Origin of the sequence: Pseudohongiella acticola, from assembly GCF_001758195.1 — a bacterium.
In the GTDB taxonomy this organism is placed as follows: domain Bacteria; phylum Pseudomonadota; class Gammaproteobacteria; order Pseudomonadales; family Pseudohongiellaceae; genus Pseudohongiella; species Pseudohongiella acticola.
Genome location: NZ_MASR01000001.1, coordinates 2,780,232 through 2,805,712, shown reverse-complemented (window position 1 = coordinate 2,805,712; position 25,481 = coordinate 2,780,232). Strand labels below are relative to the sequence as shown.

Annotated in this window: 28 protein-coding genes and 1 other RNA gene; 18 read left to right on the top strand and 11 right to left on the bottom strand. The window is 55.8% G+C overall.

Annotation, left to right across the window (positions count from 1 at the left end; genetic code table 11):
• Window positions 1-94: 94 nt before the first annotated feature.
• Window positions 95-1,780 (top strand): DNA repair protein RecN, encoded by a 1,686-nt coding sequence (gene recN / locus PHACT_RS12140; protein WP_070118007.1) that lies wholly within the window; start codon window positions 95-97, stop codon window positions 1,778-1,780.
• 7 nt (window positions 1,781-1,787) lie between these two features.
• Here recN and fur read toward each other — a convergent pair whose 3' ends face one another.
• Complete coding sequence (gene fur, locus PHACT_RS12135; RefSeq protein WP_070118006.1) at window positions 1,788-2,207, bottom strand: ferric iron uptake transcriptional regulator; 420 nt, start codon at window positions 2,205-2,207, stop codon at window positions 1,788-1,790.
• A 121-nt stretch (window positions 2,208-2,328) separates the two neighbouring features.
• On the opposite strand from fur, the gene PHACT_RS12130 reads away from it, so the two are divergent.
• The gene (locus PHACT_RS12130) at window positions 2,329-2,721 is read left to right on the top strand and encodes an outer membrane protein assembly factor BamE (RefSeq protein ID WP_070118005.1); all 393 of its coding nucleotides are present in this window, start codon (window positions 2,329-2,331) and stop codon (window positions 2,719-2,721) included.
• Between the two features lie 13 nt (window positions 2,722-2,734).
• Complete coding sequence (locus PHACT_RS12125; RefSeq protein WP_245730727.1) at window positions 2,735-3,223, top strand: Fur family transcriptional regulator; 489 nt, start codon at window positions 2,735-2,737, stop codon at window positions 3,221-3,223.
• A gap of 68 nt (window positions 3,224-3,291) precedes the next feature.
• Here the strand turns inward: PHACT_RS12125 and PHACT_RS12120 are convergent, their stop codons facing one another.
• The 6 genes from PHACT_RS12120 to PHACT_RS12095 all read right to left on the bottom strand — a co-directional run bounded on the left by PHACT_RS12120 (window position 3,292) and on the right by PHACT_RS12095 (window position 7,483).
• On the bottom strand, window positions 3,292-3,816 hold the full coding sequence (locus PHACT_RS12120; RefSeq protein ID WP_139141526.1) for a cytochrome c: 525 nt from the start codon (window positions 3,814-3,816) through the stop codon (window positions 3,292-3,294).
• A gap of 150 nt (window positions 3,817-3,966) precedes the next feature.
• Window positions 3,967-4,947 (bottom strand): ArsA family ATPase, encoded by a 981-nt coding sequence (locus tag PHACT_RS12115; RefSeq protein WP_070118003.1) that lies wholly within the window; start codon window positions 4,945-4,947, stop codon window positions 3,967-3,969.
• Window positions 4,938-5,219, bottom strand: a complete 282-nt coding sequence (locus tag PHACT_RS12110; RefSeq protein ID WP_083264551.1) for a cory-CC-star protein — start codon at window positions 5,217-5,219, stop codon at window positions 4,938-4,940. The genes PHACT_RS12115 and PHACT_RS12110 overlap by 10 nt, the downstream gene beginning before the upstream one ends.
• 22 nt (window positions 5,220-5,241) lie before the next feature.
• Window positions 5,242-5,604: an RnfH family protein gene (locus PHACT_RS12105; protein WP_070118001.1), complete on the bottom strand. Its 363-nt coding sequence runs from the start codon at window positions 5,602-5,604 to the stop codon at window positions 5,242-5,244.
• Window positions 5,601-6,044 (bottom strand): type II toxin-antitoxin system RatA family toxin, encoded by a 444-nt coding sequence (locus PHACT_RS12100; protein ID WP_070118000.1) that lies wholly within the window; start codon window positions 6,042-6,044, stop codon window positions 5,601-5,603. Before PHACT_RS12100 ends, PHACT_RS12105 begins: the two co-directional genes overlap by 4 nt.
• A gap of 8 nt (window positions 6,045-6,052) precedes the next feature.
• A complete protein-coding gene (locus PHACT_RS12095; RefSeq protein ID WP_070117999.1) occupies window positions 6,053-7,483 on the bottom strand; it encodes a sodium-dependent transporter in 1,431 nt (476 codons plus the stop codon).
• Window positions 7,484-7,726: 243 nt separating this feature from the next.
• On the opposite strand from PHACT_RS12095, the gene smpB reads away from it, so the two are divergent.
• The 4 genes from smpB (at window position 7,727) to PHACT_RS12075 (ending at window position 10,895) form a co-directional block, all read left to right on the top strand.
• Window positions 7,727-8,209: an SsrA-binding protein SmpB gene (gene smpB, locus PHACT_RS12090; RefSeq protein ID WP_070117998.1), complete on the top strand. Its 483-nt coding sequence runs from the start codon at window positions 7,727-7,729 to the stop codon at window positions 8,207-8,209.
• A 7-nt stretch (window positions 8,210-8,216) separates the two neighbouring features.
• Entirely contained in the window at window positions 8,217-8,861 is a 645-nt protein-coding gene (locus PHACT_RS12085; RefSeq protein WP_070117997.1) for an HAD family hydrolase, read from the top strand.
• Between the two features lie 97 nt (window positions 8,862-8,958).
• Window positions 8,959-9,325, top strand: a transfer-messenger RNA (tmRNA) gene (gene ssrA, locus PHACT_RS12080).
• A gap of 133 nt (window positions 9,326-9,458) precedes the next feature.
• Complete coding sequence (locus PHACT_RS12075; protein WP_211284395.1) at window positions 9,459-10,895, top strand: sulfatase family protein; 1,437 nt, start codon at window positions 9,459-9,461, stop codon at window positions 10,893-10,895.
• A gap of 37 nt (window positions 10,896-10,932) precedes the next feature.
• Here PHACT_RS12075 and PHACT_RS12070 read toward each other — a convergent pair whose 3' ends face one another.
• Together PHACT_RS12070 and PHACT_RS12065 are read right to left on the bottom strand one after the other, a co-directional pair.
• Window positions 10,933-11,667 (bottom strand): FkbM family methyltransferase, encoded by a 735-nt coding sequence (locus PHACT_RS12070; RefSeq protein ID WP_070117995.1) that lies wholly within the window; start codon window positions 11,665-11,667, stop codon window positions 10,933-10,935.
• Window positions 11,664-12,500: a class I SAM-dependent methyltransferase gene (locus tag PHACT_RS12065; protein ID WP_070117994.1), complete on the bottom strand. Its 837-nt coding sequence runs from the start codon at window positions 12,498-12,500 to the stop codon at window positions 11,664-11,666. Before PHACT_RS12065 ends, PHACT_RS12070 begins: the two co-directional genes overlap by 4 nt.
• A gap of 226 nt (window positions 12,501-12,726) precedes the next feature.
• On the opposite strand from PHACT_RS12065, the gene PHACT_RS12060 reads away from it, so the two are divergent.
• Window positions 12,727-14,958 carry a glycosyltransferase gene (locus tag PHACT_RS12060; RefSeq protein ID WP_070117993.1) on the top strand — a complete coding sequence of 744 codons (2,232 nt, stop codon included), beginning with the start codon at window positions 12,727-12,729 and terminating at the stop codon, window positions 14,956-14,958.
• Here PHACT_RS12060 and PHACT_RS12055 read toward each other — a convergent pair.
• On the bottom strand, window positions 14,955-15,713 hold the full coding sequence (locus PHACT_RS12055) for a sulfotransferase (RefSeq protein ID WP_139141525.1): 759 nt from the start codon (window positions 15,711-15,713) through the stop codon (window positions 14,955-14,957). The genes PHACT_RS12060 and PHACT_RS12055 overlap by 4 nt on opposite strands.
• Before the next feature lie 41 nt (window positions 15,714-15,754).
• On the opposite strand from PHACT_RS12055, the gene PHACT_RS12050 reads away from it, so the two are divergent.
• The 10 genes from PHACT_RS12050 (at window position 15,755) to PHACT_RS16355 (ending at window position 25,107) form a co-directional block, all read left to right on the top strand.
• The gene (locus PHACT_RS12050; protein WP_083264550.1) at window positions 15,755-16,513 is read left to right on the top strand and encodes an ABC transporter permease; all 759 of its coding nucleotides are present in this window, start codon (window positions 15,755-15,757) and stop codon (window positions 16,511-16,513) included.
• A complete protein-coding gene (locus PHACT_RS12045; RefSeq protein ID WP_070117992.1) occupies window positions 16,510-17,235 on the top strand; it encodes an ABC transporter ATP-binding protein in 726 nt (241 codons plus the stop codon). The genes PHACT_RS12050 and PHACT_RS12045 overlap by 4 nt, the downstream gene beginning before the upstream one ends.
• Window positions 17,232-18,485 (top strand): hypothetical protein, encoded by a 1,254-nt coding sequence (locus tag PHACT_RS12040; RefSeq protein ID WP_070117991.1) that lies wholly within the window; start codon window positions 17,232-17,234, stop codon window positions 18,483-18,485. Before PHACT_RS12045 ends, PHACT_RS12040 begins: the two co-directional genes overlap by 4 nt.
• Window positions 18,478-19,221 (top strand): 2OG-Fe(II) oxygenase, encoded by a 744-nt coding sequence (locus PHACT_RS12035; protein ID WP_070117990.1) that lies wholly within the window; start codon window positions 18,478-18,480, stop codon window positions 19,219-19,221. The genes PHACT_RS12040 and PHACT_RS12035 overlap by 8 nt, the downstream gene beginning before the upstream one ends.
• Before the next feature lie 14 nt (window positions 19,222-19,235).
• Window positions 19,236-20,267: a glycosyltransferase family 2 protein gene (locus PHACT_RS12030; protein ID WP_070117989.1), complete on the top strand. Its 1,032-nt coding sequence runs from the start codon at window positions 19,236-19,238 to the stop codon at window positions 20,265-20,267.
• A 7-nt stretch (window positions 20,268-20,274) separates the two neighbouring features.
• Window positions 20,275-21,297 (top strand): phytanoyl-CoA dioxygenase family protein, encoded by a 1,023-nt coding sequence (locus tag PHACT_RS12025; protein WP_070117988.1) that lies wholly within the window; start codon window positions 20,275-20,277, stop codon window positions 21,295-21,297.
• Window positions 21,287-22,039: a sulfotransferase family protein gene (locus PHACT_RS12020; RefSeq protein WP_070117987.1), complete on the top strand. Its 753-nt coding sequence runs from the start codon at window positions 21,287-21,289 to the stop codon at window positions 22,037-22,039. Before PHACT_RS12025 ends, PHACT_RS12020 begins: the two co-directional genes overlap by 11 nt.
• Window positions 22,029-23,996 carry a glycosyltransferase family A protein gene (locus PHACT_RS12015; RefSeq protein WP_070117986.1) on the top strand — a complete coding sequence of 656 codons (1,968 nt, stop codon included), beginning with the start codon at window positions 22,029-22,031 and terminating at the stop codon, window positions 23,994-23,996. Before PHACT_RS12020 ends, PHACT_RS12015 begins: the two co-directional genes overlap by 11 nt.
• On the top strand, window positions 23,996-24,679 hold the full coding sequence (locus PHACT_RS12010; protein WP_070117985.1) for a class I SAM-dependent methyltransferase: 684 nt from the start codon (window positions 23,996-23,998) through the stop codon (window positions 24,677-24,679). The genes PHACT_RS12015 and PHACT_RS12010 overlap by 1 nt, the downstream gene beginning before the upstream one ends.
• Window positions 24,680-24,942: 263 nt before the next feature.
• Entirely contained in the window at window positions 24,943-25,107 is a 165-nt protein-coding gene (locus PHACT_RS16355; RefSeq protein WP_169819453.1) for a hypothetical protein, read from the top strand.
• A gap of 10 nt (window positions 25,108-25,117) precedes the next feature.
• Here the strand turns inward: PHACT_RS16355 and PHACT_RS12005 are convergent, their stop codons facing one another.
• The gene (locus PHACT_RS12005; protein ID WP_070117984.1) at window positions 25,118-25,417 is read right to left on the bottom strand and encodes a hypothetical protein; all 300 of its coding nucleotides are present in this window, start codon (window positions 25,415-25,417) and stop codon (window positions 25,118-25,120) included.
• Window positions 25,418-25,481 lie beyond the last annotated feature (64 nt).

Sequence of the window (25,481 nt, the reverse complement as noted above, 5' to 3'; positions counted from 1 at the left end):
GCTCAATATGGGGACGGCATGATATGATTCAAGTCCTTTCACGGATTCAATTAACCGTGTCAAACCTCAGCGGCCGGACTATAGTAAGAACACTATGCTGACACATCTTTCAATTCGTAATTACGCCATAGCAGAACAGCTCGATATCGAATTCAGGGCAGGCATGACCGCAATCACCGGTGAAACCGGTGCCGGCAAGTCCATCATCCTGGGTGCACTGGGCCTCGCGCTGGGCGACAGAGCGGACCGCGATGTTGTACGCAGCGGCAGTGAACGCGCCGAGATCAGCGCGGAATTTGATGTGGACCGGTTGCCGCTGGCCTGCCAATGGCTGCGCGAGCATGAACTGACAGCAGACGATGACCCCCGGCTGTGCCTGCTTCGACGCAGTGTTGCTGCCGACGGTCGTTCCCGGGCCTGGATCAACAACTCCCAGGTCACCCTGCAGGCAATGACCGCGCTGGGCAGCCTGTTAATGGATATCCACAGTCAGCATGAACATCACTCACTGCTGCAGAAACCGACACAGCAGATGCTGCTGGATGATTTTGGTGGCCAACAGGCGCGCGTGCAAGAGCTCAAACACCTCAGCGAGCAATGGAAAGCGGCCAACAAACAGTTGCAAACGCTGCAATCCGACCTCAGCGAGCAGGCCGCTCACAATGAACTGGCGCGTTATCAGCTTGGCGAACTCAACGAACTGGCCCTGGGCGAGGCGGAGCTGGATGAGCTGGAAACCGAACTCGACAGCCTCAGTAATGCCGAGTCCCGCATTGTCGGCATGCGCGCGCTGGTGCAATTATGTCGCGAAGACGACGACAGCAATATCAGCCAGAGCCTGCACCACGCACTGAATCTGTTACAGCAGAGCGGCAGTGGCAAAAGCCTGACTAACGTTGAAGAAATGCTGAATACAGCGCTGATTCAGGTTGATGAAGCCGCCAGCGAGCTAAACCGGCAGCTCGACCAGATCGAAATCAACCCGGCACGGCTGGAAGAGCTTAATGAGAGACTGGCCAGCATTCACCAGTTGGCCAGAAAGCACAAAGTGCGGCCTGACGAACTCTACGCTTTGCAACAGCAACTTGAAGAGCAACTGGCGGCGGCATCGCAAAGTACCGAAGATCTGGACACATTGCAGCAGCAGACCCAGAGTCTGCAAAAAAGCTGGTTGTCACTGGCCGGTAAATTGAGCAGTGAGCGCCAGCAGGCGGCCAGCAAACTGACCAAGGCCGTCAACGAACAACTCGGTACCCTGGGCATGGCGGATGCCCGGCTAAGCATTGAGTTACAGAGTACGGAGAGTGACAGACCGCAGGCACATGGTCTGGAACAGGTAGAATTTCTGATCAGTACCAACCCGGGCCAGCCCGCCAAACCGCTTGCCAGGATCGCCTCGGGCGGCGAGTTATCACGCATCAGCCTGGCCATCCAGGTGATTACAGCAATGACGTCGGACACGCCCAGCCTGGTCTTCGACGAGGTCGACGTGGGTATCGGCGGCGGCGTTGCACGTGTGGTCGGCAAGTTGTTGAAACGTCTGGGTACCCGCAGTCAGGTTTTATGTGTCACCCATCAACCACTGGTAGCCAGTCTGGCGAATCAGCATCTACTGGTCAGCAAAGAGGCCAGCGCCAAAACTACCAAAAGCAGAATCTATCAGCTGGATGAGCAGGAAAGACTGCAGGAGATCGCTCGCATGCTGGGCGGGGACTCTGATGGCCCGGCATTGAGCAACGAGGCTCTGGCGCACGCGCGGGAGCTGACCGCCGGCGCCTGAGCGACAGTCAATTTTTCTGGCAGTCCGCGCAGATTCCGTAAAGGTACAGACTGTGATCCGTGATTTCGAAGCCAAAATTGGCAGCGATCTTGTCTTGTCGGTCTTCGATGACTTCGTCAAAAAACTCTTCCACCAGGCCGCATTTGCTGCACACCAGATGGTCATGGTGATCCACGGTCGTCAGCTCAAACACCGAATGGCCACCTTCAAACCGGTGCCGCATCACCAGGCCCGCCGACTCAAACTGGGTCAATACACGATAAACGGTCGCCAGACCGACTTCCTCGCCGGCATCAATCAGCGCCTTGTAAACATCTTCCGCACTCAAATGCCGGGTTTCCGAGTTTTCCAGTAACTGCAGGATTTTCACGCGCGGCAAAGTGACCTTTAGACCCGCTTTGCGTAACTCCTGATTTTCTGCAGACATATCGTTTCTCTCGTTTATCGGCTGGTTTATTGGCTGTTTTACCGCAGGCAATTGCTAGGGTATTATGCACACTAATGTTAGCAGATGAAAGTTCAGCCCCACACGACTCCAGGTGCGTTAAATGTTAAGAACCCTTATCCTGTTGGTTGCGACACTCAGCTTCGCAGCCTGCTCATCCATACCCTTGCCGCAGTTTCCGGGCGTTTACAAAATCGGCATATCTCAGGGCAATATCATAACCCAGGAAATGGTTGATCAACTGGAGCCTGGCATGACTCGGCGCCAGGTGGTTTTTGTGATGGGCACGCCGCTGGTGCGCGACCCCTATAATCAGGATCGTTGGGATTACGTATTCAACTACCAGCCCGGTGGCGGCGAACGCGGCCAGGAGCGCATGACGCTGTACTTTGACAACGATCTGCTGAGCCGTTTTGAGGGCGACTTCGAACCCGGTGAAGACGCCGCCTGGTCTCGCAGTGCTTCCGTCACAGACGAGACTGACGCCAACTCCTGAATCTGGATACGACATGCGAACCGAAGCCCACATGACCGGAAGCCAGGATATAGCACGCGTGCTGGATCAGGCGCACAGCATCTGTGCCGAACAGGGTGCCCGGCTGACGGAGAAACGCAAGCGCGTACTGCAGGTGGTGCTGGAGTCGCCTGAACCGCTGTCTGCCTATCAGATTGCAGATCAGTACCGGGATAATCACGGCCAGACGCTGTCAGTGATGTCCGTTTACCGGATGCTTAACTTCCTCAAGGAAAACGAGCTGGTTCACCGCCTGGAAACAACCAATCAATACCTGCCGTGCTCTCACATCACCTGCAAACATGACCATGAAGTGCCGCAGTTTCTGATTTGCGACGAATGCCATGGCGTCAATGAGGTTGGTATCCGAAAAGAGATATTGCAGGAGTTGAGCGCCAATATTGAAGACACTGGCTTCACATTGGCGCGACAACAAATCGAATTTCACGGTATCTGCAACACTTGCCGGAAGGCTGACGCGTAAACGTCATGGGTTCCAGGCCCATGACCAGTCATCCCGGATTGCCTCACCCCCGGTTACAATGCCTCTGATTACAAAGACACTGCCGGCCGCTCGGTCATCTGGTCCAGTCTTGGCAGATCGGTCGCAAATTGCTGGTGGCATGATTCGCAGGTTTCAATCAGCTGGCCGCCGGCGCGCTGCATCAGCTCTATATTACGACTGCGAACCGCGTTTACCGCCCTGATGCCGTCCTGTTCCAACTGGGCAGCCAGGCGCTGCCATCCCGCATCAGCAACCCACTCGGCATCCATCGGCCCGGTACCGGCAACTTGCATCAGGCCGCCACCTGTCTGAACCTGAAACGCCAGATGCTCGAGTTCACGCCAGTCGCGATCACTCTGCGGGTTATTCCAGACCGCTGTCCAGTCAGGGTCGGTGGCCTTGTTAACCAGCGCCACCATCACATCGTTCAGACTGACTGGCAGGGCCGGCCCCTGGTTGCCTGACTGCGAAGCCGACTGGTTGTCACTGCACGCGACCAGGGCCGTCAGTGACAGTGCCAACATCGATATTTTGATCAACCTGGTTTTTAAAAAGTCTGCCTTAACCAACATTGTACCGCTCTGCATCGCATCACCCCTGTATCGCTATTTATTGTCAGGCCCGTTTTGGTTTCGCTATTACCTTGATTTTCGGATTCTTATGCTACGCCTATCAAGCTCCCCAGACAAACACAAAACCGTGATGCGGGCATAACCGCCTGCTCAGAAGCTGGCCGCGAAAGCCCGCAGCGCATCGACGCCCAGTACGTCATGGGCCGCCAGCTGCAGGTCCTTGCGCGGCAGGTGCGCCAGCTTTTCCTGCAACATCTGCAGGTGAATATCTTCCTGTTCACGCCGGTCTGCCAGAAAACCCAGCATGCCGTCTGGCAGACGCTTATTCACCACCAGTCCGGCGACATCAACCCTGGACTGCTGCAGTTGTGCGTATAACTCGATGGTTTCAAGTACCGGCAGGCGCTCTGCCGCCAGCACGATCACGAATCCGGTTTGACGTTGGTCTGACAGCGCATCGCGCAATCCGGCGAAGCGCTGCTTGCGACGATTTAGCAGGCGCCGAATTCGGCTTTCCCTGTCTTCCTCACTATCGTCCGACTCATCTCCCAGCATTTTATCGCCAACGCTGGTGTCGCGATTCAGGCTGTTCAGCACAGCGCTAAAACGATCCGCTTTATCGCGGCGCTTGATCAGACCATCAGTCCACGCTGACATCATCTCAGGCAATGCCATCAGTCGCGCGGTATGCCCCGAGGGCGCGGTATCAAACACGATCAGGTCATAACCTGACGCCTGCTCAACGACTTCAGCAATACGCTCAAGCATGGCCGCTTCCTGCATACCCGGCGCGTCGCGCGACAGCGCCATGTGCTTGTCGACCTCACCACTCAGATGCACTGGCATCAACTTGCGCAACGCCCGCGTGACTTCGTCCAGATGTTGCCTGACGGTCTGTTCCGGATCCAGCTCCAGACCATCCAGGCCCGGCGCAAGCTTGACCGGCGTGGCACCGATTTTTCGATTAAACAGATGCCCCAGATTGTGAGCGGGGTCGGTCGACACCAGCAACACCTTCTTGCCCGAGTCTGCTGCCGCGACCGCCAGTGCGGCAGACACCGTGGTTTTGCCGACACCCCCTTTGCCACCGAAAAAGACGATACGACGATTTGTTATCAGATCTAACAACATGAAATATGATCCAGCGGTGATCGCTCCATCCCCATACGGCGGTGCCAGTCGTGAAACCGGTCATATGCCACCGGCAGCAACTCCAGCGTGTAAAATGCGGCCGGATTGGGTACACCCAGTGACTCTGAAAACACCATCAACATGAACAAGTCATCTTCGTCACGCTGGGCACGGGCAAAGGATTGCCGGTATGGCGCCACGTAGAATTCTCTTAAACCCTGTTCCAGGCGCCGGAAAAAACCATCCGGCCGGCCCGGTCTTTTGTCTGTCATAGTCATTACACCTGTTTCAATACTACGGCCGCAACTGGCGCGGATTTTTCTTCATGTCCTGGTTACGCTTTGCTGCTCGCTTCTCACGTTCGGCTGCACGCGCCGCACGCAGCAGACGTGCCTGTTTAGGGTCCAACTGCAGGGGGCGGTAGAGCTCAACACGATCGTGGTCTCGCAACACATAGTGCTCCGGCAAAGGTGATGCGCGCCCGTCCAGTAGTCGCGAATAGATCCCCATGGAAGTTGTTGCCAAATCCAGTCCTGCAACCTGCTCGGCAATACCGGAGAGCTGCACAGCCTGCATGGCAGTTGTACCTTCCGCCAACTGCATGGGTATCAGGATTTGCTTCTCAGGCAGAGCAAAAGCCACTTCGACGCTGATCATGTCGCGGACTTGCCGTACAGCGCGTGTGCCCGATTCACCAGCTCATCGACCAGCGTATTGGCTGAATGTTGAAATAATTTCTCCATTGCCATGCCCAGCAACCCGCCGGCCCACTCGAACTCCATGCTCAGGCTGACTTTGCAGGCATCATCTGCCAATGCATCAAAGCGCCATATAGCACTGAACCGCTTAAACGGCCCTTCAAGCAGGGACATATCCATTGACTGATCGGGCACCAGCTCGTTTCGGGTCGTGAACGTGTAGTACATTCCGGCCCGTCCCAGCGTCAGTTTACCCACCACTTCGGTTTCAGTCCTACTCAGGACTTCGGCAGACTGACACCCATGCATGAACGAGGGATACTTCTCTATGTCATTCACCAGGGCATACATCTGCGCTGCGGAATAATTGACCAGCGCGCTGCGCTCTATCGTTACCATAAGTCAGCTCAGGACGCGAACAGGCGCAGCAGATCAACAGCAAAATACTTCTGCGCTACCGAATTAATAAACACGAACAGGAGCACAATCGGCACAAACGTTCGCAACGAAAAGCCCAGATATCGCGACAGGGCGGAATTGCCGAAGCCGTCGTCGCCCACAGCCAGCTCTGCCATAAAACCATCGCGCCAGCGCCACGCACATATAATGCAGGCAAAGAAACCGACCAGCGGCAATATGACCTCAGAGAAGGTATCAGCAATCAGATCAAAAAAGGACTTTTGCGCGCCGCCATAGGGTATGAAATCAGTCAGGAAACCAGACATCCCGAATGACAACGCGGCCAGAATGGCGAACGTGGTCACCAACGCGGCTTGCACCAGTACAGCTTTGCGTCGCGAATAACACAGCTCATCAATCATGTATGAAATCGGAATCTCCAGTATCGATACCAGCGACGTCATGGCAGCAAAAAACACCAGGGCAAAGAATACTGTCGCGGCGGCGCTGGCGCCCCAGTAGCCAACAACCTCCTGCATGGAAAGGAATATCTGCGGCAAATAACTGAAGATCAGGCCGACGCTGCTACTGGAAAGATCGTCCGGGTTAGTGGCCGGGTTAAACGCGAAAATCGCCGGCAGGATCAGCAGACCCGCCATAAACGCCACACTGGTGTCTGCAACGGCCACCAGGCGACCGGAATTCACAATTCTGTCTTCCCGACTGAAGTATGAGCCGTAGGTAATCATGATACCCATGCCCAAGGACAAGGAAAAGAACGCCTGATTCAGGGCAGCACTGATCACGGCACCATCCAGCCGGCTGAAATCGGGCACCAGGTAATAGCGTACACCCAGCATGGCATCATCCAGCGTCATCACAAACACGATCAAACCAATCAGCATGATCGCCAGCGTCGGCATCAATACCCGGGCCATACGCTCGATACCGCCTTTGACACCGCCCAGCAGCACGCCAAACACCGCGATTTGCAACAAGACGAACCAGGGAAAAATGGAGGGAGAACCAATCATGTCGCCAAACGCCGCCGGGGTGGCCAGGTCAGCAAGCCCCCCCGTCACCGCACGGAACAGGTAAATCAGAATCCACACCGTGACCACCGTATAAAACACGGCAATCATGAATGGTGTCAATATCGCCAGCTTGCCTGCCCAGCGCCAGCCCTGGTGCCCCCCGGTCAATGCCGAGAATGCGCCGACCGGATTGCGACGCGAATGTCGGCCCATGGCAATTTCTGCGAGCAGCACCGGGAAACAGATCAGCGCCACGAACAGCACATAAACGATCAGGAACACTGCGCCGCCGTTTTTGGACGCCATCACCGGAAACGCTACCAGGTTGCCCAGCCCGACAGCGGACCCTGCTGCCGCCAGGATAAATCCCAGACGTGAACTGAACTGACCGCGGTCTGCTGACATACTACCCTCACTGTATTGTTATTGGATCGGCCAATCAGATCCCGCTGCCCGTGTCGCAATTCGCAACCTGGCTTCCCTGAAGCGAACGGAGCCCGACATAATGCCCATAGAATGCCTTGCCGACCGCCGTTCTGTCCACTGTACGCTGGAACCACCCAGATTTTGCGGCAGAAATTGTAGCAAGCGGAAATTTACCCGGTCAATTTGAGCGACAGCCGCTGATTCAAGGTATAATCCTGCGCCATGAGTAAAGCAAAGAAGTCTAAAGCACTGGATAATACCATCATCCGCAACAAGAAAGCCCTGCACGATTATTTCGTGGAAGACTCTTTTGAAGCGGGCATGGCGCTGGAAGGCTGGGAAGTGAAAAGCCTGCGCGAGAAGAAAGCGCAGCTGGTGGACAGCTATGTCGTTCTGAAAGATGGCGAGGCGTTTCTGCTGGGTTGCCATATCATCCCGCTCAACAGCGCCAGCACACACGTAATCGCAGACCCGGATCGCACCAAGAAACTGTTGTTGCACAAAAAAGAGTTGGCCAGACTGTTTTCCAGCGTGCAACAGAAGGGTCATACCTGCGTGGCCACCAAGCTCTACTGGAAAGGACACCTGATCAAATGTCAGGTCTCGCTGGCCAAAGGCAAGAAAGACCACGACAAACGCGAGACTCAGAAAGATCGCGAATGGCAGATCGAAAAACAACGCATCGTCCGCCACCAGAACCGGTAAGCCGTCTATGAGCATCAAAGCCGCCATCTTTGACTGGGATGGTACTGTGGTTGACTCCATCGAACATATTTCCGACTGCCTGCATCATGCCGCCACCAGCATCGGATATCCCGCGCTGGAGCGCTCTGCCTACAGCAATATCATCGGCCTGGGTCTGGTGGAAGCACTGCGAACGCTATATCCCGCCATCACCACTGACGACATGGTCGCCATGCGTGATGCCTATAGTTCGCATTTCATGGCCACGGCTGCCACCGCACAGAAAGTCTTTCCCGGCATCACCGACATTCTGCAGGACCTGCACAACAGCAACCGCTATTGCGCAGTCGCTACCGGCAAAAGCCGTCGCGGCCTGGACCGGGCCCTTGAACACAGCCAGCTGGGCAGCTGGTTTCATATTACCCGGTGTGCCGATGAAACCCGTTCCAAACCAGACCCCTCAATGCTCGTAGAAATACTCGCCCACCTGAAGCTGGAGCCCTCCGAAGCGGTCATGATCGGCGACACCAGTTATGATCTGGACATGGCCGCCAACATCGGCATGCCCTCCATTGGCGTGCCCTGGGGCGCTCACCAACATGATGTGCTGGCGCGTTGCCGGCCCATCGCAATCGCCAGTAGCGTTGCCGAACTGCGGGACCTGCTCCGCTAGAAGCCTTATCCGACACACGCCGCTTGCCAAAACCTTGAAATAAATATGCCCGCCCGCATGTCCTATAATGTGGTAGACTGATGCTGTTAAACACATTGGGGGCGATCAGGATTCGACGCCGGTATCAAACTCCAAGGTGCATGTCGAGAGGGTATAGACTCTCGTAAATCAATCTATGCAACTTCTCATAGTTGCCAACGACGAAAGCTACGCACTAGCCGCTTAAGAACTAAGTAAGGCTAGCGGTCGCCCCGGGATGCCTGTAAACCGGTGTATTGCGACTGTCATATAGAACAGGATCGCCAGTGGATCGCGCTCGACGTGAAGCGGCTAAAAGTATCGAGCTCGCCCAACCCACCCTGCTCGTCGGGCCGGCACGGGTTAACTTAATAGACGACGCTAAACATGTAGATCCAAGGACAGAGAACTGGCGGACGGGGGTTCAAATCCCCCCGCCTCCACCAAACAAAACAAAGAGGGCCATCTCCGACAGGGGATGGCCCTCTTTGTTTTGTTTGGCCACACCCTGCATTTGCCGCAACTCCCCAAGGTCGCTACACTCAGCAACATTAGGGCAGTCACACAGTAGGCAAAACCTTGGCAATAAAACCCAATATCCTCTGGATAATGACAGATCAGCAGCGGGCGGATTCTCTGGGATATGCCAGACCCGGACCATCGGATACCCCGAACCTCGACAGGCTGGCCCGGCAGGGCGTGATTTTTGATGCCGCCTACAGTAGCTCGCCTTCATGCGTTCCGGCGCGCAGCTCACTGATGACCGGCATCCTTCACCACCGCTTGCCACTGATGCCGCCAAGCCCCCATGCTCGCACGCCCAGCGGACTGGCACTGAAAGCAGGTTACTGGACTGTCGCCAGAGCCCTGCGTGAGCATGGTTATGACACTGCGCTGTTCGGCAAAATGCATTTCCAGCCTATCAAGGCCGATCATGGTTTCGACACAGTGGCCAGTTGCGAACACCTACCAGCCGGCTACTCCAAGGACACCACCGATGATTATAAAATCTGGCTGGAGTCCCAGGGGCTGACCGACATACGCTTCAACAGTCCGGCCAAACCACGCCTGTTCCCTTACCGCGCCGAGCAGCACCCGACCGAGTGGACGGCGCGGCACGCAGAAAATTTTCTGCGCAGCCAGGAACGGACGGAACGCCCCTGGTTCGCTGTGGTATCGTACCCGGACCCCCATACGCCATACCTGCCACTGGAAAAATACGCCAGCCAGTATCCGCCTGAGAACGAGTCGTTGCCGGACGAGGGGGTCAACGTCAATGATAGCCTGACTGGACTGCTGCGCCAGTCGGCCATGCAAGACGAGCCGGATGGCTTTTATACCCCGCGACGCGTCGAATATTTCCCCAGACAGCACACCCAGGCGGTACTGGCCGCCATTCGCGCCAGTATCCGCCACATCGACGATACCACGCAGCGATTACTGGATTGCGTCAACCTCAAAGACACCATCGTTGTTTTTGTATCCGATCATGGTGATTACGGTGGCCATCGTGGCTTCCTGGGAAAGGCACCCTGGCTACCCTTCGATGACCTGGTCCGGGTACCGTTTTTCTGGACAGGCGCCGGCATCGACCAGGGCAAACGCTATGGCGCTCCTGTGCAAAGCTTCGACCTGGCACCTACGCTACTGGACTTTGCCGGAATCGCCCCACCGTGCGACAGCCTGGACGGCATCAGCCTGCGTTCGGCTCTGGACGGCGGCATAATCGATGACCAACGCCTGATTGTCAGCGCCACCACGGAAGGCTGGCCCATGCTCCGGCGCGGACACTATAAACACATATGGCATTCCGGTGAAAACAGCAGTGCGCTTTACAACCTGAAAAGCGATCCCGGTGAACGTAATAATCTGGCCGATGACCCACAGTTTGCCAGCCTGATCAGTGAAAATGTGGCGTACCTGCGGGCACTTCTGGAAAAACCCACGCCTGACATCTGGCAGATTGAAGCACCGCATCCGGATGAACACAGCAGCGGCAAAACGGTACTGCTATAGCGGGGGATAAAAAGTAACTGAGGCTGCTGCTGGCATATCAATCCTTACGCACCCACTGTTCCCAGACAAAGGGATAGTCCCACACTTCGCGATGTGTGCGGCGCAGCGCTTGCCGAATCCGATTGCGACGACCATGAGCACCGTCCAGCCACTCATGAAACTGGATCATGAAACAATGCACACGCGCCACCTGTCCTTTTTCCAGCATGCGTTCGAGCACATCATATTCGCCACCTTCGATATTGAGCTTCATCAAATCGATCTGTTTATCCGCAAGCTCATCCAGAACCGCCGCCACGTCCCGAATCGGTAAATATTCCACATCCTCGCCACCACCGTTGGTATCGCCGGTATCGTAGAAAGTTGAGCCCATGCCCCGAGTGACAAAGGCAAGACTGCCGTCCGCAGCGCCCAGCCCTACGGCGTGCAGCGTTACCGAGTCATTATCGGCAAAACGTTTTTGCAGGCGACCAACGCTGCCTGGCTCAGGCTCAAAAAGGTAAAGGTGGCGCGGCTGATGCAGCTCAATAATTCGCGCACACCAGTCCCCGATGTAAGCGCCGACATCCAGCACCACACCGCCCTGCCCTATGGGCACGTCATACATTATGTCCGGGTTCTCGATAGTGGCACTGATAAATCGGTAGAAGGCCGGACGATAGTAGTGCAACTCCAGCGCTGAACGAATGAAATCTGTTTTGCCCCGCATTCTGTAACGCTGCACGACGATGTACGGCCAAAGCAACCGACGCTTCCAACGGTACCAGTTCATGTCTCGTTCTCCTGCCTGTGCCGGGCTGCGATTCGTTGCCGACCGATCCGTCTGCGCAATAATTGATGGTGTGATGCAGCGTGGGCATAAAAACGCCTCAGCCGCGCTGCACTGCCCGGTTCCTGACTGAACAGGAGGCGGAGTAGTTGGCTATCTCGGCCACTTTGGTTATCCTGGCTACTCTGTGCACCCTGCCCGCGCGCTTCAGGTGCGTCGTTGCCCGGCTTGCGCAGAACGCCCAGACCAAAACCCTGATTGAACGTAAAGCTGTTCCCCTGATGCTCGGGAGCCTGGCACAGTGCCTGCCAGAATTGCCAGACACCAAATCCCGGCAGACGGGCAACCACATCGTGAAACAGGAATATGCCGCCGGGCCTGAGCTTGGGATACCATTGTCGAAAGTCTTCGGACACCGCATCGCGTGTATGCAGACCGTCCAGATGAATCATATCCAGAGAATTGTCTTCAAACTGAGACAGCGCCTGATCAAAACGCATGCGCAGCAAAGAGGCGCTATCAGGGTACTGCGCCTGCTGATGCGCCTGTACCGAACGATAAATATCCTCACCGTACGCTCCCGTATGGTCATCGCCCTCCCAGGTGTCCACGGCATAACTACGCGTTGGCAGTCCCATCTCCCTGGCTGCCTGACAGAAGCAGAAAAACGACAGGCCGCTGTATGTGCCCAGCTCCACCAGTGTTCGGGGCCGCAATGCAGCCATGAGGTCGTATCCAAAGGGCAGGTGATCTATCCAGGTGCTGAAAACAATGTGCCGTGGCTGGAAGCCCCGCAGGGATGGGGGCAGATAAATTGCCGGTTTACTGTCTGGCATTGTTTGAGAGGTCCGGAGGCAAAAACACTTTCTAGCATGATACTCCACCCTTCAACAAGGTGAATGAACTTCAGTTTCAGTTACTTTACCGGACACAGCCTTTTCCTTACACTCTCAGCCCGATACTATGAGAAAAACAACAAGGTCGCGAATACAAAAGGACTGACTCTTGCTCATTAAGGTACCGGCGCCGGAATCCGCCAAACAGTCCCACAACAGGGGCACAATGTCAGTAGCAAGCGTTGACATGCCTGCCGTGCAGGTCGTGATTCCTGTCTTCTCTGGCACTGCGGAGACCATCGCCTGCGTCAACAGCGTGCTGGAGGCGGTTCCACTCAATCGCACCCGAATCGGAATCACCGTCGTCTACGATGCCGGTCCGGATGCGGCGTTATTTCATGCTCTGAACAACCTTGCCAGTACTGGCCAGATCATACTGCTGGTTAACGAACACAACCGCGGTTTTGTACACAGCGTCAACCGGGGCATTCAGTACGCCGGCGATAATGATGTCATTCTGCTCAACAGTGACACCCGGGTTCATGGCGACTGGGTAGACAGACTGGTGACACACGCCACCACCGATGATCATGTCGGTACGGTGACACCTTTTTCCAATAACGCGGAAATATGCAGCTGGCCCCGGCTGTGCCAGGACAACAACAGTGTGGCCGACATTGCCACGCCCGACGTAGACCGGGCCTTCGCAGCACTGGGCACACATCACCTGGAAATCCCCACTGCAGTGGGTTTCTGCATGTACATTCGTCGCCACTGCATAACCGCGGTCGGACTGCTTGACGAAGCAACCTTTGGCCACGGTTACGGTGAGGAAAATGATTTCTGTATGCGGGCAGCGCGATCCGGATTCCGGCATTTACTGGCCTGCAATGTGTATGTTTTCCATCAGGGTGGCGTCAGCTTTGGTGCAGACAAACTGAAGCGTGTTGAACACGCCATTGCCACGGTGCAGCGGCTTTATCCGGAGTATGGGGCGCTGGTTGCGCGCCACATCCACGACGACCCTGCCCGTCAGTGGCGATTCGCTGCCGAATTGTCATTGCCGCTGCAGCAGGGTTTGCCCCTGATCCTGCACATCAGCCACGGTATCGGCGGCGGCACCGATCGCCATGTCGTGGAGCTGGCGCATCACACCGCTAATCAGGCCTTGCACGCCATGGCAGTACCGCAAAGCGACTGTCTTCGGCTGGTATTCCCCACGGTCACGAATGGAGGGTTATTCCAGATTCCCTGGCGCGATATTGACCACCTGGTCTCTCTACTGCAAAAGCTGCAACTGACCAGCGTCCACCTGCATCACATCAAGGGCTGGGAGCAACGCATTCATGATCTTCTGAAGGCTCTGGACCGGCCTGTCGATGTGACACTGCATGATTACTATTTTCTGCATATCAATCCGGCATTGACCGATAGGGATGATTACTTTTGCAGTGACCCGCGGCTGCGCGATGAACAATGCTCCCTCCCTGCCCCTTTTCCTGTCAACATGACGGCAGCGGCATGGCGCGACCACTGGGCGCCGATACTACGATCGGCCCGGCGCGTCTTTATTCCATCGAACGCGGCTGCCGCAATATACCAGGAGTACTTTCCGTGGCTGTCTCCCTGCATTACATTCCATCCGGATCATGAGCGTAGTACACCTTACCCTGATGTGACCCTGCCCTCACAAAGCCCTGAACAGGACATGCATGTAGTGGTGCTGGGGGCATTGAGTCGTATCAAGGGCGCCGATATGCTCGAACGCACAGCGTTGCTGGCAGAAAAAAAAGGGCTGCCTATCCGCTTCACGCTGATAGGTTATGCTTACCGCCGGCTTGCAGCCGCCGTCAACGTAACCGGCAGTTACCGGGATCAGGACCTTGCCGCACTGCTGCAGCGCGAGCAACCACACCTGGTCTGGTTCCCCTGCCTTTGGCCGGAGACCTACAGCTACACCTTAAGCCGGGCCATGAAAGATGGGCTACCAGTGATGTATCCCGACCTGGGTGCTTTTCCCGAACGTCTGCAAGGTAGACCTGGCTCCTGGTCCATCGATTGGCGCGCCAGCCCACAACAATGCCTGGACACGCTGATGCGTATTCGTACATCGCTGCAGGATCAAGCCTCTCTGGAAGCATGGTCAGATCAACCGAACAGCAGCTTTGACTACCACAGCGATTATTTTGTCGACGCCGCCAGCCCTGACGAGTGTCGTCCTGATTCAGATCCGGCACACCTGTACCAGGCGATAACCCAGCCCTTGCAATTATTGCTCGCTTACTGGTTGCCGGAAATTCCCGCCATGCAGCCCTCGCGGCGAAAAATTTTCCGTTTGTTGCTCTGGCTGCACTCGCACCGGTTTATTGGCATGATTGCCAATTTGCTTCCGCTATCGCTGCGCCGCAATGTCAAACGATGGTTTACCCAAAGGCCACTACATGATCATGCTGACTAGCTCAGACTACAGTAACCCTGCAGCTGGGCATACAGTGCCAGCGAGTGCTCTGACACCTGTTGCTCAGAGGAGTCATTGCCGGCCGACTGATTTATCAGGGTATGCTCAAAAAAGTCTGTCGCCCTGTCGCCGTCCAGCCCGAGCCCGGTGCAAACCCGCTGGAGCTGCTGCAGCAGAATATCCGGTGCCACGTCGAAGCACAGCAGCGGAAATTCCTGACGTTGACGCAGGGCCAGCAAGCGCTGGTTATACGCCAGCCAAAGCTGTTCACCGTCTTCATGGCTCAGCGTTTGATCCCGGCTGTGCAACGAGCGCACTACGCGCGCCGGATGCCGGAAAATACCAACATATCGAATATCAGGCGCATGCCGTTGCCAGCCTTCAAGCGTCAGCAATGTGCGAGGATCTTTGAATGCCCATACCGGATAGGCCGACAACGCCGTCAGGATCTCGATTGCACGTTGATCATGCTCCGGGTGCCAGTTCACCTTTGACGGTGGCTGATCCCAGCTTCCGCCATTGGCATGCAACACGTCGTCATTCAGCGCAACCACATCGGGATTCTCCCGGTTGCCTTTCAGGTTGAATGGATTATGGCTATGAAAACGATACAGGGAAGCACCTGCCGACTGCAGCGAACCGGTAACAAAACTGGTACCGCTTCGATGCATACCGAGCACACAGATGCCTGTCGGCTGCTTGGCGCGGCGGACAATCAGACGTTGCAGCAGTTCTCCGGCTTTGGCTATTATCATCCACGCATTCTAACCCATTCGCACCCACAGGTGAGCAGCCAATGAACCGCAAAGACATGGATTTTGTCCTGTATCGCGCTATCGCTCAGTTAAAGACTGAATCATCGCGCGCTTACATGGGTTACGCCTGGTGGATACTGGAACCCGTTTTGTATCTGGGCGTGTTCTATATTGTCTTCGGATTGATTTTCGATCGTGGCACACCGCACTACCTGGACATACTGATCACCGGCCTGGTGGTCTGGAAATGGTTTGATGGCGCCGTACGGGCCTCCATGGACAGCATCCACAGCAACAACGGCCTGATCAATCGAGTATATTTGCCAAAACTGGTGTTCCCCGGCATCGCCGTCGCCGCCAATACCGTCAAGTTTCTCCTGATACTGGGACTGTTGCTGGTGTTTCACGCCTGGCGCAGCGGGGTGTCCTTCCAGTGGTTCTGGCTGTTAGGCCTGGTACCCCTTCAGTTGCTGCTGGTGGTATCGGCGTCATTTCTGGTCGCGGCAGTGACGCCCTTCATTCCGGATCTGCGCCTGATTTTCGACAAAATGATGACATTGCTGTTTTTCCTTTCAGGTGTTTTTTACGGCACCAGCACCATTCCCGAGAGCCTGCAACCATGGTTTAACATGAACCCCATGTTCGCGCTGATCAATGCTTACCGCGACGTTCTGGTCCACCATAACAGCCCTTCATTGACCTCCTTGCTGAGCATTCTGGGTATCAGTCTGGCAACACTGCTGGCGGGATATTACATGCTGGTGCGGTACGATCGTCTGTACCCGAGGTTGAATCAATGAGCGAAGAGTTGCTGCTTGACCTGAAAAACACTGGCGTCTGCTACCGCCGTCGCCGCCTGTTCGGCAATGACGAATGTTACTGGGCACTGGATGATGTCAGCCTGCAACTGTACAAAGGCGAGACTTTAGGCATCATTGGCAGAAACGGTGCAGGCAAGACCACGCTGCTAAAACTGTTGGCCGACATCATACGCCCGGATCGTGGTGAACTTGTCAGGCGCCCGGCCAGCTATGTGATCCTGTCTCTGCGACTGGGCTTTCTGGAACAACTGTCGGCCAGAGACAATATCATCATGAGCGGCATGCTGTTCGGCATGGGCAGGGATGAGATAGAAGCACGAATTCCCGAAATCATGGAATTTGCCGAACTCGAGGATTACGCTGATGCGCCGGTGGCAACCTATTCCATGGGAATGTCAGCACGCCTCGGCTTTGCCATTGCCATGAGTGCGGACCCGGATGTCATGTTGATTGATGAAATGCTTGCCGTTGGTGACTCCGGCTTCCGGGAAAAATCCGCCGCCGTGCTGCGAGAGCGCATGTTATCCAACAGAACCGTGGTACTGGTGGCTCACAATGAACCTGCTATCCGAAACCTGTGCTCGCGCGTTGTGTGGATTGAAAACGGGCGCACGGTAGAGCAGGGCGAACCGGAGACGGTGGTGACAAACTATCGTGAACACCTGCGCAAACTGACCGCCGACAAAGGAGCAACATCGTGAGCGCCACACCAGACATTCTGCTGATCTGCGGCATGCATCGCAGTGGCACGTCAGCACTGGCCGAAGCCTGCTACCGCGCCGGTTTCAGCATTGCGGACGACCGGGTAGCGGACGACAGCCAGGTCAATAGCCGGGGCTTCTGGGAAGACCGCCTGGTGGTTGAATTGAATGAGCAGATACTGGAAACACTTGGACTGCACTGGAGTTCGGTATCACCACTTCCACCAGACTGGTTGCAGCGAACTGACATTACCAGGCTGATGAGCGCAGCTGTCTCGCACCTGCAGGCAAGCTACGCCGCGCGCTTACCTGCTGTGATCAAGGATCCTCGACTGTGCCGGCTGCTGCCTTTCTGGCTCAGTGCTGCCGAACAATGCGGCTGGACAGCAGGGTGCCTGCTGGCGCTGAGGGCGCCCCAGGCTGTCGCAGCCTCATTGGCACAGCGCGATGGTCTGCCGGAGTCTCAGGCCGCGCTATTGTGGTCTGTCTACATGCAGGAAGCCGTATTGCACAGTACCGACCTGCCGCGCCGGTTCGTTGACTACGATGCGTTGCTGGAAAATGGCCCGGCACGGCTATTGACTGCCCTCACCGAACTCGGGTTTTCATGTGACGGACAGACGGAAGCACTGAGCTCAGTCATCGACAATAACCTGCGACACCATCGCAATAGCGGCGGCGAGCCGGTCAGCGGAATCGGGCAAAAAACGCAGGCGCTATACCAGCAATACCTGAGTGCTGAAGGCACCTCAAGCCGCAGCCCTGCTGCACATAAGCTTGACGCAGCCGACCCACTGACCGTGGTTGACGCGTTAACGCAAGCGCTGCTGGCATCTCACCGCGAACAGTTCCGGATCGGACAACTTCACGAGCACGCACTGTCGACAATCGACGAAAGAGATCAACAGCTGCAGCAACGCAACCGCGAATACGATCACGCCGAATCCATTGTCGTGCAACGAGACAAAGACCTGCAGATTGCCCGGCACGAACACAATTTAATGAATGAACAATTGATATCGGTATCTGAGCAGCTGACCGCTGTTTCGCAAGAGCTGAAGAAGCACGCCGAAGCGCTTGAGTGGTCCGACGGCGAACGACGCAACGCAGCCCGCTATATAAACACCCTGGAGCATCGGATCAGAGAGCTGGAAGCCAGGTGGACTGCGCTCGCGCATTCGGTGCCTGGTCGATTGGCAATACATTGGCTCAACCGGCAGCAACCGGCTCAAAGGGACAGCAATGATTGACTACCACCGCCTCTATGAACTGGCCAATCAACTGCATCAGAATTACATGGCAGCTCAACCCTTCCCGCATATCGTGATGGAAGATGTTGTTGAAGCCGGTTTTCTGGAGCAGATTCTGCAGACCTTTCCGACACCGGAACAGACCGACAGTTGGCGCCGCATGCATGTACGCTCAAACAACCAGGACATGCAGTACGCAAAACTGGGCCTGCGTAGCGAACTGGAAATGCCTCTGCAGGCAAGGCAGTTGATCCATGCACTGAACAGTGGCCCCTTCCTGCACTTTCTCGAACGCCTCACCGGCATTGAGAATCTGCTACCCGATCCCTCGCTGCAGGGGGGCGGCCTGCACCAGATACTCCCCGGCGGGGTGCTGGGCGTTCATGCTGATTTTACCAGGCAGGAGCGTTACCAACTTGACCGCAGGCTCAATCTGCTGCTTTTTCTCAATCATGATTGGCAAGACCAATACGGTGGCAATCTGGAGCTGTGGTCCAGAGACATGAGCCGCTGTGAACGCAATATTCGGCCAGAATTCGGCCGCTGTGTGATTTTTAATACGGATAACACATCCTTCCACGGTCACCCGCGCCGGCTAACATGCCCCGCTGGCGTGACGCGAAAATCGATAGCCTTGTACTACTACAGCAATGGCCGCGACGACAAAAGTGTACGGGCGACAACTGACACGGACTGGCAGTCACTTCCGGACCTGCCGAAACCGGAGAGTGAATAGTGAACGGGAGCGGGATGCTGAACAGAATCAGGACTTATCTGACCGGCAGGCACAGAACACCAAAACTCTCCGTAGTGATCGTGTTCTACCGTATGCCGCGTCAGGCGCTGAATACACTGTACACGCTGAGCACTGACTTTCAGCAACACGTCAGCGCAGACGACTACGAAATTATTGCAGTCGAGAATCGTTCCGACGCCAATATAGACAACGAGGCGTTGAAACAGATCAGGGGGCCAATCCGCTACTTTCTGCGCGACGAGAATTTGCCCACGCCGGTGCATGCCGTGAATTTTGGCGTTGCACAGGCACGCGGAGAACAGCTGTGTCTGATGGTTGACGGCGCCCGCATGGTCACCCCCGGACTGGTCCACCATCTGCTACTGGCCAACCGGTTATATGATTCTGCCGTTGTCTCTGTGCCCGGCTATCATCTGGGTGACGAGCTGCAACAGAAAGCGGTGCTTAACGGTTACAACGAAAAGCAGGAGCAACAGTTGCTGGCAAGTGTGAACTGGCGCGATGACGGCTACAGGCTGCTCGACATTGCCTGTCTCAGCGGCACCAGCCGCAGCGGCTTTTTCAGACCACTGGGGGAAAGCAACAGCCTAGGCATAACCCGGCAGATGTTCGACCAATTGGGCGGATTCGATACCGGTTTTACTGAATCCGGCGGCGGTCAGTGCAATCTCGATTTTTATAAACGTGCGCTGGAACTTGAAAAAAGCCGACATGTATTTTTGCCCGGCGAAGGCTCCTTCCACCAGTACCACGGTGGCGCCACAACCAGTGGCAGCGAAGAGCGAGATGCCATGATGCAGCGCCATTTTGACCAGTACCACGCTCTGCGCGGGAAGTATTATTCGCCTGCCCAAAAGGAGCCAGTCTATCTGGGCGCCCTGCACCCGAGTGTCATGCGATTTGTTCACCATTCAGCCAAGCGTCGCCGCGCCATGGAAGGCGAACTGATTGAGAATTACAGTGAACAGGCGGCCAAACGTGTCATGCATCCGAAACGTTTTCCAGACGTGCCGCCGGAGGAGTGATTACCACGTGAGTGTTGATGCCAACAGCCCGCCGCTACAACCAATGCAGGCGTCTTCGATAGCCGAACCGGACCAGGTTCTGCAAACCCGTATGACAAAGAACGGTTACCTGCTGTTTCGCAATCTTTTGCCAGCTACGGCGGTCACCCGGCTGCGCCAATCCATCGCAAGTATTTTGCACAAGCATGGCTGGATAAAAAATGACGAAGACACCGGCTCGATCACTACCATTCGCTCCCCGATGCGCGAAGGTGAGGCCTCCGAAGGCTTCTTTGATGTCTATGACGAAGTCATGCGCCTGGAGCCATTTTATGCGCTGGCACATCAACCGGTGTTGCTGCAGATCATGCAACGGGTTCTGGCCAGTGACTGTTTTCCTCACCCGCTCTCGATCTGCCGTTTTGGCTGGCCTGAACATGATGCCGCCACCACGCCACCGCACCAGGATTTCCCCAATAATCAGGGTAGCCTGCGCCTGACCGCTGCCTGGATTCCATTAACCGATGTACCAGTATCACGCGGTGGTCTGGCCATTCTGCAAGGCTCGAACCAGGGCAATACCATTCTGCCGCTGGATTTCCATCTTGGACCGGGCAACAGACAGGCTGTGTTACCGGACCATCTGCAACGCCTGCCCTGGGTCAGCACCCATTACCGACCGGGAGACGTGATTCTGTTTTCTTCGACAACCGTGCACCGCGCCCTGCCCAATCACGATAGCCAATATCTGCGACTGTCGGTCGATTACCGCTATCTACCCGACGGCGACGCGTTAACACCTCCGGTACTGGAGCCACATTTCGCGCGCGAGTCGTGGGATTCGATCTATCAGGGCTGGAAAGACAAACGGTTTTGTTATTACTGGCAACAGCATGACTACACCGAAGTACCCTGGAGTGACGAGTATCACAGACTGCCCGAGACCCACCTGAACCACGCGCTTCGGGCTGAATCAGAATATCGCAGGCAGCGACAGACGCAACAGAAACAACAGACTGGATCACAAGAGCCAAATACCGATGAGCAGTAAGCACCCGTTTTTCATTGTTGGCAGCGTGCGCTCGGGAACGACGTTGTTACGTGACATATTGCGCAGACACCCCAGATTGTGCGCACCTGAAGAAACCCACTTTTTTCGTTGGGCGGAGCCCTATGGCACAGAAGATTTCGAAAGAAGTTATCTAAAGAACAAAGTATTTCGACAGCACAGAGAACTGGATGGGCTCAACGAATTTGACTTTTTTTACACCCTGCAGCAGGGACGTCATCGCAAAGACCTGATGGATAACTACGCGCGTATATTCAAGGACAATAACAACCATTCCGGCAAGCGCTGGTTCGATAAATCACCGCAGAATGTGTATGGCATGCTGCTATTAAGCGCTATGTATCCTGAATCGCGTTTCATACATATACATCGACATCCCTACAATGTCGTGGCCAGCCTCAGGGCTGGAGGCATGTTAGCCCGGCAGCCACTCCGTGGCGCCATCAATTACTGGCTGGAAAGCGTACACCTTGTTAACGAGTACCGTAAAGGCTTTCCTGACCGCGTTCACGAACTGAGGTATCGGGACCTGTGCGACTTTCCTCTGGAAACGGTAAATGGCATTCTAGCCTTCCTGGGCGAAAAGCCCATTGAGGAGTTTCCTGAAGATATCGTTGTAGGCGACGAACAGGACCGCTATCGTGGCATACTGACGGACGAGGAGTTGACCTACATCCGGGACTGCTGCGGCGACATGCTGAATGTATACGGCTATGAAAACTGAACCAACACCACGACTCTCTGTCGTTGTCATTGCCTGGAACATGCCGGAGGCTCTGTCACGCACATTAACGACGCTGAGCGCTGAATATCAGGATGCAATCGACGAAGCGGACTACGAGATTGTTGTCGTCGAAAACGACTCAGGCAATAACATGCTGACTGCGAGTGTTCAGGCTTTGCCCGGGAACTTCCGCTACTATCTACGCACCGAATCGGGTGTTTCACCTGTCGCCGCCATGGCCTTTGCGCTGGAGCAATGCCGTGCCCCATTCGCCTGCCTGATTCTGGACGGTGCCCAGATGCTGACTCCGGGCGTCCTGGCTCAGGCGCTGTGCATTCTTGAAAATGAGAACAATGCGCTGGTCGCCGTGCCGGGGTATCACCTGGGACAAAAGCAACAGCATCTGGTCGAAGACCTGCCGGGCTTACTGAACTGGCAGGAGCAGATGTTCCGGGAAGAAGACTGGCAACAGAATGGTTATCGCCTGTTCCGTCATGCCTGTTTTTCCCCCGGCAACAAGCGCGGCTTCTTGCAGCCGTTTATGGAAGCCAGTGCCCTGTTTTGCAAAACCTCCCACCTGATTGAGCAGCAATGCGCAGACCCCCGCTTTGTCGCTTCCGGCGGCGGTGCTGTCAATTTGCATATTTTGCGTCAGCTGGGTTTGTGTGTGGCCAGCCATGTCTATGTTTTACCCGGTGAAGGCAGCTTCCATCAGTATCACGGTGGCGTCACTACCCGCTCCGACGAGGCACAGAGTCAACGTGTGTTGGGTTTCAAGACACAATTGCAGGAAATCTGGCAGAACGCGTTCTTTGCCTTGCGCCGACAGCCTATATTCTTTGGGCCGGTAGGCCGTCATGCTGAGCCACATCTGGCCGAATCCGTGCGCATGGCGGAGAACAGATACCACCGCCTGGCAACACTGCAGCGTGAGTTCTGGGAAGATGAACCGTCCGGGCACGATGAATCCCGTTGGCAAGGCTTCATCAGGACTGCACCCAAAATCAGTATTGTCTGTGTCGTGCACAACATCCCCGACCAATTTCGTCATACGCTGCACTCGCTGTCGCCGGGCTACCTGACACTGGGCACGGAGCTGAACTATGAAGTTATTGTGATTGAGAATCCTTCACCGTCGCCACTACCTTTGTCTTTGATTGACGACTTCGAAGGTGACATCCGGCACCAATTACGAGAGACACCTGACACTTCTCCTGCTAATGCACTAAACGAAGCTGTCAATATGGCCCGCGGCGATGTGATTGGCATTCTTATCGACAGCGCTTACATGCTCACCCCGGGCATTCTGCAGCAGGTGGCCTGGCTGTATGCAAACGATCCCGACTGCCTGGTCAGCGTACCGGGCTACCACCTGGGCAGCGAGCGCCAGGAAGTCAGCAGCAAGGCCGGTTATGATCAATCCCGGGAACGCGAGCTGTTGCAGAACAGCGGCTGGCCGCAGTCACCCTACGAGCTGTTCAATATCGGCTGCTTCAGTGGCGCCAATCCACACGGTCTACTGCATCCGGCGATGGAGTCGCACCTGCTTTTCTGCAGCCGCAAGGCATTTCTGGAAAGTGGTGGCGCCGACACGGCTTTCCGCTCACCCGGCGGCGGCAGCGTCAATATGGATCTTTATCAAAGGCTGGTCCGCCGTGAACAGTCGCCGCTCTACCTGCTCTGGGGCGAAGGTGTCTTCCACCAGTATCACGGCGGTGTCACTACCAGCTACCGCAACGAGCTGCCCGACCAATTGCAGCAGTTCCAGCAGGAATTTCGCCAGATCCGTGGCAACGACTATCAGGCGGTACGACGACAACCCCAATTTTTTGGGCCCTTGCCCCGCCAGGTGATGCCGTTTATAGCAGAATCCTGCAGTCGCGGCCGTCAGCGTTTTAACCGGTTTGCCGGTGAAGATCGTGACCCCTGGATAGACGATGGAGGATATAACCGCTGATGAACGATCTTTACCTGCCGGAATCACTTGAACGTTACCAACTTCCCTGGCCACAGCGTCATGACCGTTGGCTACCGCATCTGCCGCTGCTCTATGACCTGGCGGCGAGCCTTCACCCGACCCTGGTGGTTGACCTGACCCTGGGCGACGGCGAGCAGGCCAGTTTTGCCTTCTGCCAGGCGATCAAAGACCATCAGGTGGACAGCCTGGTTTACGCCTTTGGCAAAGCCGACGACCCGGACACCAGCAACCGTTACAACCGGGATCACTATGCCGGTTTTTCCTACCAACTGGACGCTGCCCCGGACCAACCTGAACAACGATTTGCGCCGCAGAGCATCGATCTGCTGCATATCGACTGTCAAAAAGAAGCTGACGCGGCAGCCACCGTATCTCGCTGGCTGCCATTGATCAGAGCTGGCGGTGTGCTGGTATTGCATGCCATCAATACCACGCCTGCGCTGTGGCAGGACTGTCAGCGCCATGGGCAGGCAAGCCTGTTTCCGGCCGGTGAAGGCCTGGGCGTGCTTCGGCTCGCCGGTGGGACTGATGTCGCCATCGCCGGTCATACGCCACTGCTGGGGCTTTTGGCCGGGGTTGATGGGGCGGAACAGGAACAGTTGTGCCGCTTGTATGAGCACGTGGCGGCGCATGTTTCCCTGCGGGCGTCACCTGAGGCGTAGCCGGACTGAACTTGCCTGCCATTAACCGGGCTTTCACAATGGCTGCAGGCACGTGGCCAGTATACCGGCTCAAGCGGTTTTCTCGACAGCTGTGTCACACTCTATCCCGAGCGGCGCTCCTACCAGATCAGGTTGCAACAGATCAGCGAAGCGCTGATCAGGGCTACGGATTGACCTGATGGCTGAACCGGCCTGTTGCGGGCTCTTATGACCCGGCACTGGACGCCGTACCTGAGGATGGCCGACCGACGGGAGATAACGTCATGCCGGCACTGGGGGAGGACATTTTTATGGCGGCCGGTCTGGGCAAACAACGCCTTTATATTGTGCCGTCCCGGGACCTGGTCGTGGTCCGCTTTGGCTGGACCCTGACCAACCTGTTCAGCGATCAGGAATTACTCAAACGCATTATTGGCCAGTCAGATTGAGGCAGGCAAATTATTTACGTTCAACCTGAGGATCATCGGCACTGACATCCGGCGCTGTCTTGCTCTGCTCAGCAGATGCAGACTCGGTGTCAGAAAATCTGTAGGCTCTTGCCACATTCAATACTACGTAGCGGTGCCAAAAATACAGAACGGCAAGCAACATTCCCCCCCAACTAAAGTTGTTCGTAGTAAATGACATCAGTGTAAAAATACTCGCCAGGATAAATGCCAGCCATAGCTCCAATTTATAACTCTTGGCTACTGCAGACCTTAGTTCAGCATCTAGCAACTGTTTCAACACCGATTTCATGACATTGCTCCAATATAGAATGCCCCAGCCATACGATCACCTTCTTCGTACGGCAAGGACAAAG